This window comes from Austwickia sp., from assembly GCA_016699675.1.
Taxonomy (GTDB): Bacteria; Actinomycetota; Actinomycetes; order Actinomycetales; family Dermatophilaceae; genus Austwickia.
The window spans coordinates 3,470,889-3,489,460 of sequence record CP064985.1 but is presented as its reverse complement, the minus strand read 5'-3'; the positions used below and the strand labels follow the sequence as shown (position 1 = coordinate 3,489,460).

The 18,572-nt window shown below is 73.0% G+C and carries 15 protein-coding genes; 4 read left to right on the top strand and 11 right to left on the bottom strand.

The features are described from left to right. Window positions 1-4: 4 nt before the first annotated feature. Both nrdR and IPK37_15930 read right to left on the bottom strand, forming a co-directional pair. A complete protein-coding gene (gene nrdR, locus IPK37_15935; GenBank protein QQS00342.1) occupies window positions 5-466 on the bottom strand; it encodes a transcriptional repressor NrdR in 462 nt (153 codons plus the stop codon). 365 nt (window positions 467-831) lie between these two features. Further along, window positions 832-1,236, bottom strand: coding sequence for a LysM peptidoglycan-binding domain-containing protein (locus tag IPK37_15930; GenBank protein ID QQS00341.1), 405 nt, complete (start codon window positions 1,234-1,236; stop codon window positions 832-834). A gap of 214 nt (window positions 1,237-1,450) precedes the next feature. Here IPK37_15930 and lexA point away from each other — a divergent pair, with 214 nt between their 5' ends. Beyond that, a complete protein-coding gene (gene lexA, locus IPK37_15925; protein QQS00340.1) occupies window positions 1,451-2,167 on the top strand; it encodes a transcriptional repressor LexA in 717 nt (238 codons plus the stop codon). 150 nt (window positions 2,168-2,317) lie between these two features. After that, window positions 2,318-3,250 (top strand): LysR family transcriptional regulator, encoded by a 933-nt coding sequence (locus tag IPK37_15920; protein ID QQS00339.1) that lies wholly within the window; start codon window positions 2,318-2,320, stop codon window positions 3,248-3,250. Window positions 3,251-3,284: 34 nt separating this feature from the next. Here IPK37_15920 and IPK37_15915 read toward each other — a convergent pair whose 3' ends face one another. The 5 genes from IPK37_15915 to IPK37_15895 form a co-directional block, all read right to left on the bottom strand. After that, window positions 3,285-5,873: a ComEC/Rec2 family competence protein gene (locus IPK37_15915; GenBank protein ID QQS00338.1), complete on the bottom strand. Its 2,589-nt coding sequence runs from the start codon at window positions 5,871-5,873 to the stop codon at window positions 3,285-3,287. Window positions 5,874-5,899: 26 nt separating this feature from the next. Beyond that, entirely contained in the window at window positions 5,900-6,997 is a 1,098-nt protein-coding gene (locus tag IPK37_15910) for a helix-hairpin-helix domain-containing protein (protein ID QQS00337.1), read from the bottom strand. A gap of 93 nt (window positions 6,998-7,090) precedes the next feature. Next, window positions 7,091-7,969 carry a DegV family protein gene (locus IPK37_15905; GenBank protein QQS00336.1) on the bottom strand — a complete coding sequence of 293 codons (879 nt, stop codon included), beginning with the start codon at window positions 7,967-7,969 and terminating at the stop codon, window positions 7,091-7,093. 133 nt (window positions 7,970-8,102) lie between these two features. Beyond that, entirely contained in the window at window positions 8,103-11,072 is a 2,970-nt protein-coding gene (locus IPK37_15900) for a leucine--tRNA ligase (GenBank protein ID QQS00335.1), read from the bottom strand. 246 nt (window positions 11,073-11,318) lie between these two features. After that, on the bottom strand, window positions 11,319-11,960 hold the full coding sequence (locus IPK37_15895; protein QQS00334.1) for a lysoplasmalogenase: 642 nt from the start codon (window positions 11,958-11,960) through the stop codon (window positions 11,319-11,321). A gap of 143 nt (window positions 11,961-12,103) precedes the next feature. Here IPK37_15895 and IPK37_15890 point away from each other — a divergent pair, with 143 nt between their 5' ends. After that, window positions 12,104-12,538, top strand: coding sequence for an Hsp20/alpha crystallin family protein (locus tag IPK37_15890; GenBank protein QQS00333.1), 435 nt, complete (start codon window positions 12,104-12,106; stop codon window positions 12,536-12,538). A 138-nt stretch (window positions 12,539-12,676) separates the two neighbouring features. Here IPK37_15890 and rpsT read toward each other — a convergent pair whose 3' ends face one another. The 4 genes from rpsT to IPK37_15870 all read right to left on the bottom strand — a co-directional run bounded on the left by rpsT (window position 12,677) and on the right by IPK37_15870 (window position 17,954). Next, the gene (gene rpsT, locus IPK37_15885) at window positions 12,677-12,940 is read right to left on the bottom strand and encodes a 30S ribosomal protein S20 (protein QQS00332.1); all 264 of its coding nucleotides are present in this window, start codon (window positions 12,938-12,940) and stop codon (window positions 12,677-12,679) included. A 264-nt stretch (window positions 12,941-13,204) separates the two neighbouring features. Next, the gene (holA, locus tag IPK37_15880; GenBank protein ID QQS02941.1) at window positions 13,205-14,149 is read right to left on the bottom strand and encodes a DNA polymerase III subunit delta; all 945 of its coding nucleotides are present in this window, start codon (window positions 14,147-14,149) and stop codon (window positions 13,205-13,207) included. Between the two features lie 177 nt (window positions 14,150-14,326). Beyond that, window positions 14,327-15,667, bottom strand: coding sequence for an MFS transporter (locus IPK37_15875; protein QQS00331.1), 1,341 nt, complete (start codon window positions 15,665-15,667; stop codon window positions 14,327-14,329). 52 nt (window positions 15,668-15,719) lie between these two features. Further along, window positions 15,720-17,954 (bottom strand): ATP-dependent DNA helicase, encoded by a 2,235-nt coding sequence (locus tag IPK37_15870; protein ID QQS02940.1) that lies wholly within the window; start codon window positions 17,952-17,954, stop codon window positions 15,720-15,722. A 194-nt stretch (window positions 17,955-18,148) separates the two neighbouring features. On the opposite strand from IPK37_15870, the gene IPK37_15865 reads away from it, so the two are divergent. After that, the gene (locus tag IPK37_15865; GenBank protein QQS02939.1) at window positions 18,149-18,565 is read left to right on the top strand and encodes a DUF2752 domain-containing protein; all 417 of its coding nucleotides are present in this window, start codon (window positions 18,149-18,151) and stop codon (window positions 18,563-18,565) included. Window positions 18,566-18,572: the final 7 nt, after the last annotated feature.

Sequence of the window (18,572 nt, the reverse complement as noted above, 5' to 3'; positions counted from 1 at the left end):
GGGGTTAGGGCCCCGTCAAGGCCCGCTCCGCGCGGAGCAGGGCGATGGCGGCCTCGAAGTCCGCCAGGGAATCGAAGCCCTGGTAGACGGAGGCGAACCGCAGGTAGGCGACCTCATCCAGCTCCCGGAGCGGGGCCAGGATCGCGAGCCCGACCTCGTGGGCGTCGATCTGGGCGTGTCCGCTGGACCGGACCGTCTCCTCCACCCGTTGGGCCAGCCGAGCCAGGTCGTCGTCGGTCACGGGGCGGCCCTGGCAGGCCTTCCGCAGGCCGACGACGATCTTGTCGCGGCTGAACGGTTCGCTGACCCCCGAGCGCTTCAGCACGCTGAGGCTCGCGGTCTCGATGGTGGTGAATCGCCGCTCGCACAGAGGGCATTGCCGCCGGCGTCGGATGGCTAGGCCGTCATCGGCGGTCCGGCTGTCGATGACTCGGCTGTCGGTGTGCCGGCAGAACGGACAGTGCATTCCCCCTCCTTCCGCTGCGCCGGGCGATCCATCCACTCCCCTGGTGGCCGGCCGCTGGCCGAGCCATCCGTCCGGCCGGGGCTTGGGACAACATGTGGAACAAGGTGTGCACGGGCTGTGGAGAACTGCCGCACGCCTGGGGACTACATGTGGATGACTTACATCGTTGTAACCACTAGATGTAGGGATCGTAAGTCTCTAAGGGCCCAGGATCAAGCCACCGCCACAGCCGGGGCGTCGCCGGGGGCACGACAGCAGCTAAAGCCGTTGCGGTGCAGGTCAGCAGCGGTGACACGCCGGATGATGGGCGGGAGTCGTCTGGTCGCGGCCACCATCCGGACGCTCGCATGGACGCATCCGCGCCGTCACCGGTTGACGGGAATCTGCAGGGTCTGGCCCGGATACAGGCCCGTCGCCTGCAGCGCGTTGACGATCCGGATGCGCCGGACCCCCTCCTCGACACTGAGCGCGGGCAGCTCCTGGGCGGCGATCTGCGTGAGGGTTTGCCCGCTGCGGACGGTGGCCACATGGTCGACGCTGAGATCGGCCGGCGGCGGTGCCCCATCGACCAGGTGCAGCAGACCGATCATGAGCAGCGTGAACACGAGTAGGGTGCGGACCAATCGCCCGCGCTGGGTGAGGCCCGACCGCGGCCGCGGCGGCTCGGGCACCTCGACAAGCGGCGGCACCAGGGCGAGGTGCTTCCTCCGGTGCGGCTGCGCGGGAGTCCTGGGTTGACGCCAGTCAACGGCAATGCTCATCGTCTTCACCTCTCCACGTGCCGAGCCCCGGCGACACGCCGGGCGGGGTCGAACAGTCTTGCTAGCTGATGTGATGCGATTATCACCACACATCGAACGCGTTGTCGAGCCAACCATCGAACGGATGTCTTATGCTGTTCTCGACGGGCGGTCCGCGACGTAGACCACTGAAGCAGCCGTCACTGACAACCCTCTGACCAGCGATGATGTCAAGGAGAACGCGATGGCGAAGATCCACAAGCTCCCCGAACGCGACCCCGGCGTCGGCCTCACGCAGCGCCAGAAGCGCATCCTGGACGTGATCCGCCACGCCGTGGACCGACGCGGCTATCCGCCGAGCCTGCGCGAGATCGGTGACTCCGTGGGTCTGACGAGCCCGAGCAGCGTGGCCCATCAGTTGGCCGCGCTCGAGCGCAAGGGCTACCTTCGCCGCGACCCCAATCGGCCGCGGGCCATCGAGATCGTGAGCACGGGGCCGGGCGCGCCGCGCAGCAGCGGTCATACCCGCGCAGCCCGCCCGGCGCGCCCTCGGTACGACCAGATGGGCATGCGGGACCTACAGCCGACGCCGTCCTACGTCCCGCTGCTGGGTCGCATCGCCGCCGGCGCCCCCATCACCGCCGAGCAGGCGGTCGAGGACATCTTTCCGCTCCCCCGGCAGATCGTGGGCGAGGGTGAGCTGTTCCTCCTGCAGGTCGCGGGCGATTCGATGATCGACGCCGCCATCTGCGACGGGGACTGGGTCGTCGTCCGCCAGCAACCCTCCGCGGAGAACGGTGAGATCGTCGCCGCAATGATCGATGGCGAGGCGACGGTCAAGACGTTCCGGCGCAACGACGGCCACGTCTGGCTCTTGCCACACAACGAGGCGTACTCCCCCATCCTCGCCGACCAAGCCGTCATTCTTGGCCGAGTTACCGCCGTGCTGCGCCGGATCTGAGGACCACCGGCCATGCCGGTTCGGTGTCGCTTTCCGGCTCACGTCGCGGCTCGGCGCCAGCTGGCTGGTCTGGACCCGCCAGCCGCCGCTGGTGAAGCGCGAGCGCCGATTCAGCATCCCGTCGGGATAACGAACAGTTATGCTCTTTTCATGATTGACGCCGCCGGATTACGGGTGATGAAGGCCATCGCCGACGAGGGCAGTTTCACCGCGGCCGCGGCCTCACTCGGCTACTCCCAGCCCGCCATCTCCCAGATGGTGCGGCGGCTGGAACAGCGCACCGGCACCATCCTGGTGGAGCGAGTCGGCCGCAGCGTCCGGCTCACCGAAGCCGGCGAGGTGCTCGCGCGACACGCCATCGGCGTGCTCGCCGCCCTGGAGTCCGCGGAGGAAGAGGTGGCGGCCATCGCCGGCCTGCGCGCCGGTCGGGTGCGCCTCATGGCGTTCCCGTCGGGCTCGGCCACGCTCGTGCCCCGTGCGCTCGCCCTGGTCCGGGAGCGCTACCCGCAAGTGTGTGTGCGGTTCGCCGAGGCCGAACCCCCCGAATCGCTGGCCGCGCTGCGCGCCGGAGACTGCGACCTCGCCGTCGCGTTCACCTATGAGGGCACGGACCTGGGACGCGGCGAGGAAGACCTTGACCTCTTCGTCGTCGAACGGCTCCTCGACGACGAAGTGCGCCTCGTCGTTCCGCGTGATCATCCCCTGGCGGCGCAGGACGTCGCGCACATCGCCGACCTCGCCGAGGATCCCTGGATCGCCGGCTGTCCCCGATGTCGCGGACACCTGGTCCAGGTCTGCGACAACGCCGGCTTCTCCCCGCGCGTCGGGTTCGAAACCGAGGACTACGTCGCGGTCCTGGGCTTCGTCGCGGCCGGGCTCGGCGTCGCACTGGTCCCGGACCTCATCCTCAGCAGCGCGTCCAACCCCGGCGTCACGATCCTGCCGATCGACCCGCCCTCCCGGCGTACGGTCCTCGCCGTCACCACCCCGGACCTGCGCCGCGTGCCCGCCGTCGAGGCCACGATGCAGGCGCTCCTCGAGAGCGCCAGGCATCTCATGAGCCGCGAGCCTGCGCCCGCCTGACCGGCAACCCAGCAAGCCAACGCTCCCCCCGCAGTCAGTCGGCGCCACGGCCGACGCCACGGCCGGCGCCGCAGTCGGCGCCGCAGTCGGCGCCGCAGTCGGCGCCACGGCCGACGCCGCAGTCGGCGCCGCACCCGGCACGCCGGTCCCCTCGCCTGCCGGTGCGCTTCGACCGGGCCACCGCCAGGCCCCCTCCCACCTGGCAGAAGAGCAGGTCGCCGTCGCGATCGGTCCGGTACACCGGCGCCCCGGTGCCCGCGAGGATGCCCAGCAGCGACGGCGCCGGATGACCGTAGTCGTTGTCGGCGCCGACCGAGATTGCGAAGACCTTCGCCCCCGCGCTCTCCAGCAGCGCCCGGTCGGCGTTCGCCGAGCCGTGGTGCGCCACCTTCACCACGTCGAAGGGTCGTCGGTCATCGAGACGGCCGAGCTCCTGCCGTACCTGCGCCGCCTCCTCGCGTTCGGCGTCCGCCAGGAGGAGCAGTCGGAGCCCGTCCACGTCCACGTCCAACACCACCGACGAGTTGTTCGGCACCGACCCCACCCCGATGCGGCCCTGCGGGGCCAGCACGCGCGCCGAGGCCCCCTCCCAGGTCAGCGCGTCCCCGGCCCGGAGCCTTTCCGCCGTCAGGCCCCGGCCCGCCAGTGCCGCCGCGACCCGGCGCGCGTCCTCCGGCGGGTCGTCGATGGGCGCCAGAAAGACCTCGCGCACCGACCGGTGACCCAGCACCCCCTCCACGCCGCCGGAGTGGTCGTCGTGCAGGTGCGTGAGGATGAGCGCGTCCACGGTCCGCACCCGAAGCCGATCCAGGCAACCGGCGATGACCCCGGGCGTCGGCCCCGTGTCGATCACGACGGCGGCGTCCGGCCCGGTCCGCAGCACCAGGGCGTCGCCCTGCCCCACGTCGCACACGGCGAATCGCCACGTCGGCGCGGGCCATCCGCCCGTGCCGGTGGGCACCAGCCAGGCCGCCCCGAGCGCGACCACGGCCAGGGCCGCCGCGGGTCGCCGATGCGCCGACCACACCAGGCGGGGCCACGCGGCCAGGACCACGGCCGTCACCCCCGCGAGCAGCAGCGCTCCGCCGACCCCGCCGGGCCAGGGCACCACGGCGTACGGCAGCCGGGCGCACCGATGCGCCACCTCCGCCACGCCCAGCACCGGAATCGCCGCGAGCGCCGCCGCCAGCGAGCCGAGCCCCACGTGTGCCGCCCCCAGCAACGCAGCGCCCACCCCCAGGATCGTCGCCGGCCCGATCAATGGCGCCACCAAGAGGTTCGCGAGCACGCCGACCACGCTGATCGACCCGGCCAGCAGCACGATCACCGGCGCACAGACCACTTGGGCCGCCAGCGGGATGGCGGTCGCCTCGCCGAGAAAACGCAGGTACGCCGGGAGCCGCCGCGCGATCGCCTCCCCCCACGGCCGGGCCAACAGCAACAGCCCGGCCGTGGCCAGGACCGACAAGGCGAATCCATACGACCTGGCCAGCCATGGGTCCGCGACCAGCAGCACCACGACCGCCGCACCGAGCGCGGGAAGGCCCGCGCCGCGTCGCGAACTCTGCATCCCCACGAGGCCCACCCCGCCCATCACGGCGGCGCGCACGACACTGGGCTCGGGGCGCGCGAGGACCACGAACCCGAGCAGCAACACCGCCGAGAAGGCCGGGCGGGCCCGCCGCGGCAGCCGGAGCGCCCCCGCGAGGGCCAGGGCCGCCGACAGCACGATGGCCACATTCGACCCGGAGACCGCCGATACGTGCGTCAGGCCGGTGACCTTCATGTCGTCGAGGAGCAGGCGGGGCGCCAGGCTGGTGTCCCCGATGACCAGCCCCGGCACGAGGCCCTGGGCATCCGGGGGCAGATCCGCGACTGCTGCGCGGAATCGGCTGCGGACGTGTTCCGCGGCGTCCGCCAGGGGCCCAGCCGGGGCCTCCAGCTCCGGGGGTCCGCTCGGCGCGAACACGGCCACGACGTCCTCGCCCGGATCCGCCGACCGCAGCCGGCCCGTCACCCGCACGGACTCGTGCCAGCGGCGCTCCGCCCAGCTTCCCGGCGCAACCACGAGGATCGGCGTCGACACCGCGGTGCGGCGCCCCCGCCCCACCACCTCCTCGACGTCGAGGCGGACCACCACCGAGTCCGCGCGCCGCTCCGGCCCCGCCCGCAGCACCCGCGGATCCGTGGCGATGCGCCCGCTCAGCGTCACCACGGCCCGCTGCCGGGCCAGCTCCGCGACCCCGCCCGCCTCCCGGGAGGCGACCTGCGCGGACCCGGCGGCGAGCAGCATCGCGGTGACCGCGCAGCAGGCGGCCGAGACGGCGGAGCGACGACCGGTACGACGCCGCCACCAGGCCACCCCGCCGAGGCAGGCGGCGAGGACAGCGCCGGCGGCGAGCGCCCAGGGCCCCAGCGGCAGGAGCAGCACGAGAACGACCCATCCGACCCCGGCCGCGAACGCCAGGCGAGCATCCACCACCGGCGAGGGCGACGCTGACCCCGACGCCGACCCCGACCGACGCTCCTGGTTCGCATGGTTCGTCTGGTCCGCCCCTGCGTACGCCCCGGTCCCGTGGATCGTGCCGTGGCCCGTCCCGGGGTCCATCCACCCGAGCGGCACCCTCCTCCGCTCCTCGTGGCGGTGGGTCACACCCGCACCAGCGGCGCGAGTTGCTCCAGCAGCTTCGGCCCGATGCCGGGGACCTCGGCGAGTTCGTCGACCGAGCTGAACCGGCCGTGCGCCGCCCGCCAGTCCACGATCTTCTGGGCGGTGACCGGCCCCACCCCCGGCAGGGTGTCGAGGGTCGCCACCGTGGCGCTGTTGAGGTCGATGCGCTGACCGGGGACGCGGCCGCTCGCTCCGCCGGGCCCGGACGCCGCCCCCGCTGCCGGAGCGCCTGCCGCCGGGGCCTGCGGCTCCCCCGGAGCCGGCACCACGATCTGTTCACCGTCAACCACCACCCTGGCGAGGTTGACCCCTGCGAGCTGGGCACTCGCGGCGGCCCCGCCGGCGGCGCGGACGGCGTCCTCCACCCGCGATCCGGCGTCGAGCCGCACCACGCCGGGCGACTTGACCTGGCCGATGACGTGCACCACGACGGTTCCGGAGGGCCGAGGCCCACCGGTGCCGGTCCCGGCGGCGCTCGACGCGCCGGGCCCCGCGGGACCCGCACCCCCCGACGCTGGGACGGTCCCGGCGCCGGCCCGAGCGCCGGCCGCCGCGGTGGGCGACACGGGCGTCGGAGTCGCCGCGGCCGTGGCACCCCAGGCCCGGACGGCCAGCACCGCCACCACCGCCAGCCCGACCAGCGCCAGCCCCAGCACGGCACCCCACGCCGGACGCAGTCTGACCTGGTGAAAGGGACCGGGCAGCGTCAACCGCGGCGGCGGCGGCCGCTCAGCGCTGCGATGGCGCGCCGATGCCAGGAGGCGTTTCCGGCGCCGGCGCTCGACCGTCCTCGGGGCCGCCGAGACGTCCCCCTCATCAGTGCTTCGAGCCGGGCTCGTGCGCCGGATAGGAGCCGTGCTGCGGATCCGGCTCCGGCCTGGTGTCGAGGACAGGCCTCGCCGCGAGTCCGCCCTGGGCGTCGGGACCGGCGGCGGCGTGACCGGCGCGGCGGGTCGTGCCGCGCCCGACTCGACGTACGGCTCGGGCTGCTCCCCTACGCCGCGACCCGGTGGCCTGCGCCCCAGCAGCGCCGCGACGCGGTCGGCCGGCGGCGGCGTCGGTGATCTGCGGCGCATGCCGCCACGCTGTCAGCCGGCGCGACAACCCGGTGAGCGCGCCGCCGCGGCCTGTGGATGGCCCGGCCCGGGCGCCGGGGTGTGGACGAAAAGTCAGGCCACCGCAGGCGGCGCCACCACGACGCCCACGCTCCCAGGGCCCAGATGCGCGGCGGCTACCAGCCCCAACTCCACCAGCTCGGGCTCCCCCGCGAGCACCCCGTCCCCGCGGGACCGCATGGCCTCCGCGATCTCACGCGCCCGCCCGTCCGCGCCCACGTGGTGCACCGTCACCCGCGCCCCCGGCCGCTGCGCGATCCGCTCGGCCGCCATGTCCACCAACCGGTTCACCGCCCGACCCATCGTGCGCTGCTTCTCCACGGGCTCGATCCGGCCGTCGCGCAGCGCGAGGAGCGGCTTGACCGCCAGCGCCGTCCCCAGGAACGCCGAGGCGGCTCCGATCCGGCCGCCGCGCCGCAGGAACTCCAGCGAGGCCACGCAGAACAGCACCGCCGTCTCGCGCGCCACCCCGCTCGCGGCCGCGGCGGCCGCATCCGCCACGGCCGCCGCGGAGGCGTCGGGGCCCACGCGGCGTACGGTCGCGACCGCCTCCCGCACGGCGTACCCCAATCCGGCCCCCATCGACGCGGAATCCACCACCCGCACGGGGACCGGCGCGTCCGCGGCCGCGAGGACCGCGGCCTCGTACGTCCCCGACAGCGCCGCAGACAGGTGCACGCTCACGATGGCCTCGGCGCCCTCGTCGGCGAGCGCCTCGTACCGGGCGAGGAACTGCTGCGGACTCGGCCGAGAGGTGGTCGCGCCGCCCGCCCGCGACAGAGCCCGCGCGAGCTCGCCCACGGCCCGGTCCACGCCCTCGACGTAGCTGTCCATGTCAATGAGCACCGACAGCGGCACCACCGTGACGTCGTGCTCGGCGGCCCACTGCTCGGGCAGGTAGGCCGTGGAGTCGGTGACGATGGCGACGCGCATACCGCGAGATCCTGCCAGGTCGGCCCGGCCGCCGTCAGCACGGCAGCCCGCGCGGCGGTGAAGCTGCCGCCGACCGCCGCCCAAGCCGCCGGCCGAGCCGCCGCCCCAACGGCAAACCGGCGGCGCCGCCGGGTCAGCCCGCGACGATGTTGACCAGGCTGGGCGCCCGGACGATCACCTTTCGGACGGTCTTGCCCGCCAGCTGCGCGGCGACCTTCTCGCTGGCCAGAGCGGCGGCCTCCAGGTCGGCCGGACTGATGTCCGCGGCCACCTCGAGGCGGTCGCGCACCTTGCCCTGGATCTGGACGACGCAGGTCACGGTGTCGTCGATGAGGTACGCCGGGTCGGCCGCCGGGAACGGCGCATAGGCCAGCGAGTCCGGATGCCCCAGCCTGGCCCACATCTCCTCGGCGATGTGCGGCGCGACCGGCGCGGTCATCAGCACCAGCGCCTCGGCCGCCTCGCGGGGCACGGACGGCAGCTTGGTCAGCGCGTTCGTGCACTCGATGAGCTTGGCGATCGCCGTGTTGAAGCGCAGGTTGGCGTAGTCGGCCCGGACGCCGTCGATGGTGCGGTGCACGACGCGCCGGGTGGCCTCGTCGTACGCCGTACCGTTCTCGTCCGCCGTCGCTGCGCTGTCAGCGACGACGCACGCGCCGGTCTCCTCGTCGACCACCAGCCGCCACAGCCGCTGCAGGAACCGCTGCGAGCCCACCACCGCCCGCGTCTCCCACGGTCGGGACTGGTCCAGCGGACCCATGCTCATCTCGTAGACGCGGAACGTGTCGGCGCCGTAGTCGGCGTACATCTCGTCCGGCGTCGTCACGTTCTTCAGCGACTTGCCCATCTTCCCGTACTCGCGGAAGACCTCCTCGCCGTTCCACACGTACGTCGTCGCCGGCGCGGCCCCGGCCCCCTGCCCGGTCGAGGTGATCTCCTCGACCTCGGCCGCCGGCACGGTCTGGCCGCGCGCGTCCCGGAACGCATATGCCTGGATGTAGCCCTGGTTGTACAGCCGCCGGAACGGTTCCTCGCTGCTCACGTGCCCCAGGTCGAACAGCACCTTGTGCCAGAACCGGGAGTACAGCAGGTGCAGGACCGCGTGCTCGACCCCCCCGACGTACAGGTCCACGCCGCCAGGGTCACCGGACCCCTCCCGCGCGCCGCCAACCTCGTCGCCCACCGTGACGTCGGTCGGCGGGCCCATCCAGTAGCGCTCCACGTCCGGGTCCACCAGCGCGTCGTCGTTGGTGGGGTCGAGATAGCGCAGCTCGTACCAGCACGAGCCGGCCCACTGCGGCATCACGTTCAGCTCGCGGCGGTAGGTGCGCGGGCCGTCGCCGTGCCCGTACGCCGACAGGTCCAGCTCGACCTCGACCCAGTCGGTGGACTTCGCCAGCGGCGGGACCGGCTCGCTCGCGGCGTCGTCGGGATCGTGCTTGACGGGCGAGTAGTCGGCGACCTCGGGCAGCTCGACCGGCAGCATCGACTCGGGCAGCGCGATCGGCAGGCCGGTCTCGTCGTACACGATCGGGAACGGCTCGCCCCAATAGCGCTGCCGGCTGAACAGCCAGTCGCGCAGCTTGTAGGTGATCGCGCCCTCGCCCAGCCCCTTGCCCTCCAGCCAGGCGATCATCGCGGCCTTCGCGTCGTCCTTGCCCAGGCCGTCGAGACTGATCTCGTCGTTGGCGCTGTTGATGGAGACGCCGTCACCGGTGTACGCCGTGTCCATGTCGTGCCCGGCCGCCGGCTGCACCGTGCGAATCACGTCCAGATCGAAGGCCTTGGCGAAGTCCCAGTCCCGCTCGTCCTCTGCAGGCACCGCCATGATGGCGCCGGTGCCGTAGCCCATCAGCACGTAGTCGGCGATGAATACCGGCACGTCCTTGCCGTTGACCGGGTTCGTCGCGAACGCGCCGGTGAAGACGCCGGTCTTCTCCTTGGCCTCGGCCTGCCGCTCGACGTCGGTTTTCGCGGCGGCTGCGGCGCGGTACGCCGTGACCGCCGCCGCCGGGGCGTCATGGCCGCCGGTCCACGCCGCGCGGGTGCCCTCGGGCCAGGCGCCCTGCGGCACCAGCGCGTCCACCAGCGGGTGCTCCGGGGCCAACACCATGAACGTCGCCCCGAACAGCGTGTCCGGTCGGGTCGTGAACACCTCGATCGGCGCCTCGCCACCGGCGGCGGTGCGCCCGGTGAACCGCACCCGCGCGCCCGTCGAGCGGCCGATCCAGTTGCGCTGCATCAGCTTGACCGGCTCCGGCCAGTCCAACCGGTCCAGGTCGTCGATGAGCCGGTCGGCGTACGTCGTGATCCGCATCATCCACTGCCGCATGTTGCGCTTGAACACGGGGAAGTTGCCGATGTCGGAGCGCCCCTCGGCGGTGACCTCCTCGTTCGCCAGCACCGTGCCCAGCCCCGGGCACCAGTTGACCGGTGCCTCGGACAGGTACGCCAGGCGGCGGTCGTCCACGGCGCGCCGCCGCTCCACGTCGTCCAGGTCCGCCCACGCCCGGCCGTCCGGCGTGGCGATCTCACCGCGCGCGTACGCCGCGACCAGCGCCTCGACCGGCCGCGCCCTGCCCCGCCCGCCGTCGGCCGACTCGTCGAACCAGGCGTTGAACAGCTGCAGGAAGATCCACTGCGTCCAGCGGTAGAAGCCCACGTCGGTGGTGGCGATGGAGCGGCGGTCGTCGTGGCCCAGCCCCAGCCGACGCAGCTGGCGGCGCATGTTCGCGACGTTCTCGTCGGTGGTCTTGCGGGGGTGCTGGCCGGTCTGCACGGCGTACTGCTCCGCGGGCAGCCCGAACGCGTCGTAGCCGAGGCAATGCAGCACGTTCTTGCCGGTCATCCGCTGGTAGCGGGCGAACACGTCGGTGCCGATGTAACCGAGCGGGTGGCCGACGTGCAGCCCCGCGCCCGAGGGGTAGGGGAACATGTCCATCACGAAGAGCTTGTCGCCGCGCTGCTCCACCGTCGCGGGGTCGCCGAGCGGCCCGCTGGGGTTCGGCGTCCAGAACGTGTGCTCCTCCTCCCACCGGTCCTGCCAGGCCGTTTCGATCTGCTCGGCCAGGGCGGCGCTGTAACGGAAGGGGGTGTCGGTCATCGCTCTCGTCCTCGTTCGTGTCGTCGGTGCGTGCGGCGTGCTCGGACGGTGCCGATGCGCGGGGAGCGCCGGTCGGGCGCGGACATGAGAAGACCCCCAGCGCATGGGGGTCGGCCGCGTCGGTCCCGGTGTCCTCGGGCGCGGCTAGCGAAGGAGCAGTTCGTCACGCACGAGTCCAGGCTAGCGCAGGGTAGCCGCTGGTCCGGAACGGGTTTCGCGTCGTCGCGCCGGGACTGGCCGCGGCGCTCAGAGCAGCACGCCGAGGACGATCGCCGCCTGCGCCAGGTGGTACGTCGACATGACGACGACGTGCGAGCGGGCCCGGGGCGCGTCGAACCGGTCCAGCGCGAGCACCAGATCGGAGATCGCGAACAGCACGCCCCCCAGCAGCAGCAGGGGGCGGCCCGTCGCGCCGGCGGCGAGGGCCATGCCGAGCAGAACCACGACGTACGCCGTCATCGCGTGGCCCAGCCGCGGCCCCTCGCCGCGGACCGCCCCACGCCGGGCGCGCGGGAACGATAGCGCCGCGAACGGCGCCAACACCAGGGCGACGACCAGCACCCCCCACAGGTGGAACCACTGGGGCGCGAACGCCCAGATGTAGGCCAGGTGGCCGGCCAGGAAGGCCAGCAGACCGACGGCGAACGAGGTGGTGTCGTCCCGGGTCAGCGCGATGTCGCCCAGCATGGACAGGACGAGCCCGACGAGCAGCGGGATGCCGCCGGCGCTGTCCCGGGCGCCGAGCAGGAGGGCCAGCACGATCAGCGCGAGGATGGCGCCGATCTTGGTGGGGCGGGCGACGTACGAGGCGCCCTTGTCGCCCGCGTACCAACACGTCGCGGCGAGGACGGCGACCAACAGGCCGACGAGGATGGCGGTGCTGCCCATGATGGGCTGGACTCTACTGCGCCGCGGGACCGGAATACGGGCGGCGCGCGCCTGGTTGGCACTCGTGAGTCGCGAGTGCTAATTCGCGACCGCGCATATCGCCCACACCGGCACGACCGGAGACCACCGCCTCGGAGGACAGCATGGCTATGAACTACGACCCCTTCCGCGAGCTGGACCGTCTCTTCACGGCGGCCACCCGCACGCCCGCATCCCTCGGCATGCCGATGGACCTGTACCGCACCGGCGACTCCTTCACCGCCCGCATCGACCTGCCCGGCGTCGACCCGAGCACGATCGACGTGGACGTCGAGGAGCGCACCCTCACGATCCGCGCCGAGCGCCGGGACGCCCCGACCGGCGAGGTGACCTGGCTGTCCCACGAGCGGCCCAGCGGCACGTTCGCGCGGCAGCTCACGCTCGGGTACGGCGTCGCCCTCGACCGCATCGAGGCCCGCTACACCGACGGCGTCCTGGAGCTGACGATCCCGGTGGCCGAGGAGGCCAAGCCGCGCAAGATCTCGGTCAGCCACGCCGACACCGTCCAGTCGATCGCGACGGACCAGCCCGCGCAGTGACGTTCGACGTCCCCTCCCCCGCCGCGGGATAGGAAAAGGCCGCCCGCCCCTCATCGGGGCGGGCGGCTTCTTGCGTCTCGGGGCGCAGGCGGTACGGCGTACCAGCGGGCGCACCCTGCGGCGTGCGCCGCGCGAGGATCAGCCGAGGTTGGCGTGCGTCTTGGCCATCGCCGACTTCTTGTTGGCGGCCTGGTTCTTGTGGATGACGCCCTTGCTCACGGCCTTGTCGAGCTTGCGGCTCGCCAGGCGCAGCGCCTCGGTCGCCTTGTCCTTGTCGCCGCTGGCGGCGGCCTCGCGGAACTTGCGGATCCAGGTGCGCAGCTCCGACTTGTACGCCTTGTTGCGCTCGGTGCGCTTGGCGTTGGTCAGGATGCGCTTCTTCTGGGACTTGATATTGGCCACGTACTTCTCTCCTGGTCGATCGGCTGCCCGCGGCTGCGGGCAGGCCCGGCCTCACCTCCGCCCGCGTGTGGTCGGCGAGCGGTCAAGGACGAGCTGGTGGGATGCGTGACAAGCGCACGACCTGGGCGCGCACGCGAGAATCCACGCTACCAGCGCCAACCGGTCCGGCCCAAAACGCGGCGCCCGCCTCCGACGCCGGCAGCGCCCGGCGAGATGCGGGTCAGCACCTGGTGGGATGCGGGTCGGCACCTGGCGTGACGCGCGTCAGCGCCGGGCCCGGGCCCGCGCCCGGCAGAAGGCCAGGATGCAGCGCTCCACGGCGTACTCGGGGTCCCGGTCGCCGCCCTTGACCGCGAAGTCCGCGGCGGCGACGGCCTGGATCGCCTCGCCGAGCCCGTCGAGTTCCCAGCCGGCCAGCGCCCGGCGGGCCCGGTCGATCTGCCACGGGGCCAGCTCCAACACCTTGGCGAGCGAGGCCGACGAGCCGCGGGGGGCGCCGGCCACCTTGACCAGCTGACGCAGCTGGCTGGCGAAGACCGCCACGATCGGCACCGGGTCGACGCCCGCGGCGAGGGCGTGCCGCAGCAGCGCCAGCGCCTCCCCGGCATTCCCGGCGATCGCCGCATCGGCGACCCGGAAGCCGGTGGCCTCGATCTTTCCGCCGTGGTAGGTCTCGACCACGGATTCGTCCACCAGGCCCTGGGTGTCGCGGATCAGCTGGGCGCAGGCCGCGGCGAGCTCGGCCAGATCCTTGCCGACGGCCTCCACCAGCGCGCGCACCGCTTCGGGGGTGACCTTGCGGCGCCCGACCCGGAACTCGTTGACGACGAAGTCGGTCTTGTCCCGCTCGGACTTCACCGCGGGGGCCTCGAGGACGCGCGCCTTCGCGGTCTTGAGCGCGTCGAGGAGCTTCTTGCCGCGGACGCCGCCGCGGTGGGCGACGATCAGCGTCACGTGCTCGGCCGGGGCGGCCACGTAGTCGAGCACGTCCTTCGTGCAGTCCTCGGCCGCCTCGTCGGCCTCCGTCAGGACGATCGCCGTGCTCCCGCCGAACAGCGACGGGCTCGCGTGCACCCCGAGCGCGCCGGATTCGTACGTCGTGGCGCTGAGCCGCACCACGTCCAGCCCAGGGTCGGTGGCCCGCAGGGCCTCCACCGTCGCCGCGAGGGCGCGCTGGGCCAGCAGCTCCTCCGGTCCGACGATCAGCACGAACGGCGGCACCCCTCGGCTGGTCGGCGGCTCGATCGTCACGGGGCCAGCCTGCCACGGCGTACCGACGTCGCTCGCCCACGGCGGCGGCGCGTGGGTGGCCGGCCGGGCGCACTGACTGGGGCGTTATGCGCTCCGGGGAACGCATAACGCCCCTGTCAGTAGTTCACGCGCTGATCAGCGGGGGGCGGCCGTACCGGCGCCGAGGGGCTGGTCGACCTCGTGCAGGTCCTTGGCCTTGGTCTCGGGCAGGGTGAAGACCGTCAGCGCGGAGATGCAGCAGGCGATGATCGCGTAGATCGCGAACGCGTACTTGTTGCCGGGGAACGCATCGCTCATCCACGTCTGCACGTAGCTCGCCGTACCGCCGAAGGCCGCGATCGTGATCGCATACGGGATCCCGAACGCGGTGGCGCGCACGTTCGTCGGGAACAGCTCGGCGTAGACGGCCGGCGCGATCGCCAGGTAGGCGCCCAGCAGGATGCACATCACCGAGATCGCCAGGGCCAGCTGCCACATCTGGTTCTGGATCAGGTTGAGCATCGGGATGTACATGATCGCGGAGCCCAGCATCGCCACCAGCATCAGCGGCTTGCGGCCGATCCGGTCCGAGATCTTGCCCCACACCGGCAGGCACAGCACGAACACGATGTTGCCGATGATCGAGGCCGTGAAGCCGTCGCCCTGGGAGAACTTCAGCGTCTTCACGGCGTACGGCTGCATGGCGACCGACCACACGTAGTACGTGATCGTCAGGCCCATCGTCATGCCGATGACCTGCAATCCGGTCCGCCAGTGCCGCGCGGCGCTGACGAAGACGTTCTCGCGCGCCACGTCGGTGTGCTCCTGGGCGTCCTCGAAGACCTCGGACTCCTCCATCCGGTTGCGGATCCACAGCGCGAACACGCCGAGCACCGCGCCCAGGAAGAACGGAATCCGCCAGCCGTAGCTGGCCATCGCCGCCGAGTTGAGGTTGGCTTCCAGGCCCTTGCCGAGGGCCAGGCCGAGCAGCAGACCCAGGGTGCCGGTGACGTAGATGGCGCTGGACCAGAACCCGCGTTCCTTGCGGGGGGCCTGCTCGGACAGGTAGGTCTGCGCGCTCGGCAGCTCCCCGCCGTGCGCCAGCCCCTGGATCAGCCGCGCCACCAGCAGCAACAGCGAGGCCCAGGCGCCGGCTTGGGCGTACGTCGGGCAGACCGCGATGATCAGCGACCCGATCGAGGCGCAGATGACCGCCACCATGAGCGAGTGCTTGCGGCCGATCCGGTCGGCGAGCCAGCCGAAGAAAGCGCCACCGAACGGCCGGGCGACGAAGCCGACCGCGAAGACCGCCAGGGTCTGCAGCAGCGCCGAGGTCTCGTTGCTGGCGTCGAAGAGCTGCTTGCTCATGTACACGGCGAAGGTGGCGTAGACGTTCCAGTCGTACCACTCGAGCATGTTGCCCACGCCGGTGCCGAGAAGGGTGCGGCGGGCGTGGCCGGGCCGATGGCCGTGGTCGCTCGTGGGGGTGCTGCTCATGCGGGCTCCAGGTCGGGTGAGGTCAGTGCGGAAACGTCGGGTCACCGCGCGGTCAACGTACCTGCTGGTCCAGCCCCAAGGCGGCAAGTCTGCGCAAAACGTCCGGCGCGGGCCGGTCCAGGTGCTCGGCCAGCTCGTCCGGGTCGAGCCCGAGCGCCGCTCCGTCCCGCAGCTCGTCGTCGTCCTCGGCCGTCCACGCGGCGCCGTCGACGACGGCGGTGCGGGTCGCGTCGGCGACGGGAGCGCCGGTGGGTACGGCGTCCGCCACGCGCGGCGTGGGGTGCTCGCTCTCCCCGGCGGCCGGCGGCTGGGCGTTCTCGGAGCCGTTGGGCGAGGCGAGGCCGGGGCTGGCCGCCTCGGCGTCGGCGCCCTCCCCCTCGATGGCGGCGGATCGGGCGGCCGGGGCGTCGATGCCGAGGACCGGCGCGGCGTCCGCGTCCAGGCGGGCCAGCGCGGCCAGGACCAGCGCCCGGTCGGTCGTCGGCCAGAAGTCGGGCAGCGAGCGCTGCAGGAACCCGGCGTACCGCGCGGTCATCATTCGTGAGTCGAGGAACGCGACGACCCCCCGGTCGTCCGCACGCCGGACCAGCCGTCCCGAGCCCTGCGCGAGGCGAAGCGCCGCGTGGGTCGCGGAGACGGCCATGAAGCCGTTCCCGCCGCGGCGGCCGATCTCCTCGCTGCGCGCGCTGGCCAACGGATCGTCGGGCCGCGGGAACGGGATGCGGTCGATGATGACGAGCTGGCAGGCCGGCCCCGGGACGTCGACGCCTTGCCAGAGCGACAGGGTGCCGAACAGGCAGGTGCGGGCGTCGGCGGCGAACTGCCGCACGAGGGTGGGGGTTTGGTCTTCGCCCTGGCAGAGGATGGGGTAGTCCTCGCCGAGGCGTTCGCGCAGCTCCTCTGTCGCCGCCCGGGCCGCGCGCATCGAGGAGAACAGGCCCAGCGTGCGGCCGCCGGCGGCTCGGACCAGCGCCTCCATCTCGTCGAGGGCCTGCGGGGCGGTGCCGTCTCGACCGGGGGCCGGCAGGTGGCGGGCGACGTACGCGATGGCCTGCCGGGGGTAGTCGAACGGGCTGCCCACGTCGAGGCCGTCCCACTCCGGCGCGCCCTCGCCGCGCAGCCCGAGCGTGCCGGCCACCGCATCGAAGCTGCCGCCGAGTTCGAGCGTCGCCGAGGTCATGATGACGGTCCGGTCGCCGAACAGGGCGTCCCGCATCGCCATCGCCACGCTCATCGGGGCGACGCGCAGGACCTTGCCGCGGCGGGGCTCGTCGGTGATCCAGGCGACGTCGAGTTCGCGGTCCTCCAGCAGCCGCTCGGCCACGGTGAAGATCTCGTCCACGGCCGCCCGGGCCACCGCGCGGGCGCCGTCGGGCTCGGCCCGCTGGCCACCCTGCGGCTTGAGCTGGCTGGCGACGTCGCGGGCCGAGTCGAGCACCTGCGCCAGGGAGAGGACCAGCAGCTCGGGGAGGCCGCGCAGGCGGCCCTCCGCGAGGGGGTCCAGGGCCGCGGCGAGGACGTCGCCGGTCTGGTCCAGCTCACCGGTGTCGGCGAGCTTGCCGGCCTTGCGGGCGGCGGACTGGATGGCGGCGGGGGTCAGCTCATCCGTGATCGTGGCCGTGACCCGGTCGACGAGCTCGTGGGCCTCGTCGACCACGAGGAGATCGTGCTCGGGAAGCATGCTGCGGTTCTCGAAGGCGTCGATCGCGAGGAAGGAGTGGTTCGTGACGACGACATCCACGTCGTGGGCCGAGGCGCGGGCGCGCTCCACGAAGCATTCGTCGCGCATGGGGCAGGCCTGGCCAAGACACTCCCGGGCGCTGACCGAGACCTGCCGCCAGGCCCGCTCGGTCACGCCGGGGACCAGCTCGTCGCGGTCGCCGGAGTCGGTCTCCTCCGCCCACTCGCGCAGCCGAACCACCTCGCGACCGAGCCGGGAGGCGTCGGCGTCGACGGCCCCCACCGAGAGCAGGGAGCCCTCGTCGTCGTCGGGGAACCCGCCCGCGGTCTTATGGACGCAGACGTAGTTGCGGCGCCCCTTCACCAGGGCGTACGTCGGGCGCCGCCCCACGATCGAGCGCACCGCGTCGGCCAGCCGGGGCATGTCGCGGTCGACGATCTGGGCCTGCAGGGCGAGCGTGGCGGTGGCGACGATCGCGGGCCGGCCGGTCTGGACGGCGTGCGCGACGGCGGGGACGAGGTAGGCCAGCGACTTGCCTGTGCCCGTTCCGGCCTGGACGAGCAGGTGCCGGTCCTCGGCGACGGCGCGATCGACGGCTTCCACCATGGCCACCTGCCCGGGGCGCTCGCTCCCCCCGATGCCTGCCACGGCGGCACGCAACATGGCGAGGCGGTCGAGGTCGGGCACCCGGACAGACTACGGGCCCCGCTCGTAGACTGTCCGGACCGTAGCGGCGGTGGGGACAAACCCAGGAGGTGAGCCAGCTGGTCGCTCCTCGCCCTGACCCCCGTCGCCGCGGCATCCAGGCTTCGCCCCTCCTGCGACCGCCTCTCGCCGCCGCGGGGCTGGCGCTGGCGGCCACCGCCCTCGTCGCGGCGGTCGACCCCGGCGTGCCCGGCCGCTACCCCGTGTGTCCCTCGCTGGCCCTCACCGGCCTGTACTGCCCCCTCTGCGGCGGCCTACGCGCCGTCCACGCGCTGACCCGGCTCGACGTCGCGGCCTCCATCGCCTGGAACGCCATCGCCATCCCGCTGATCCTGCTCGCCGTCTGGTTCTGGATCGTGTGGATCCGCCGGGCGTGGCGGGGCGAGACCGCCCCGGGCCGGTGGCGGCCGATCGTCCCGCGTTGGGCCGTCTGGGTGGTGTGCCTCGTCGGCCTCGCCTTCGGCGTGGCCCGCAACCTCCCGGGCGGGGAGTTCCTGGCGCCGCATGCGTAGCCGGCAC

Coding starts and splice junctions, on each gene's coding strand:
- IPK37_15920 (QQS00339.1), top strand. CDS start 2,318: ATGATTGACGCCGCCGGATTACGGGTGATGAAGGCCATCGCCGACGAG.
- nrdR (QQS00342.1), bottom strand. CDS start 466: ATGCACTGTCCGTTCTGCCGGCACACCGACAGCCGAGTCATCGACAGC.
- lexA (QQS00340.1), top strand. CDS start 1,451: ATGGCGAAGATCCACAAGCTCCCCGAACGCGACCCCGGCGTCGGCCTC.
- IPK37_15910 (QQS00337.1), bottom strand. CDS start 6,997: ATGCGCCGCAGATCACCGACGCCGCCGCCGGCCGACCGCGTCGCGGCG.
- IPK37_15870 (QQS02940.1), bottom strand. CDS start 17,954: ATGGTGGAAGCCGTCGATCGCGCCGTCGCCGAGGACCGGCACCTGCTC.
- IPK37_15900 (QQS00335.1), bottom strand. CDS start 11,072: ATGACCGACACCCCCTTCCGTTACAGCGCCGCCCTGGCCGAGCAGATC.
- IPK37_15875 (QQS00331.1), bottom strand. CDS start 15,667: ATGAGCAGCACCCCCACGAGCGACCACGGCCATCGGCCCGGCCACGCC.
- IPK37_15905 (QQS00336.1), bottom strand. CDS start 7,969: ATGCGCGTCGCCATCGTCACCGACTCCACGGCCTACCTGCCCGAGCAG.
- IPK37_15895 (QQS00334.1), bottom strand. CDS start 11,960: ATGGGCAGCACCGCCATCCTCGTCGGCCTGTTGGTCGCCGTCCTCGCC.
- IPK37_15890 (QQS00333.1), top strand. CDS start 12,104: ATGGCTATGAACTACGACCCCTTCCGCGAGCTGGACCGTCTCTTCACG.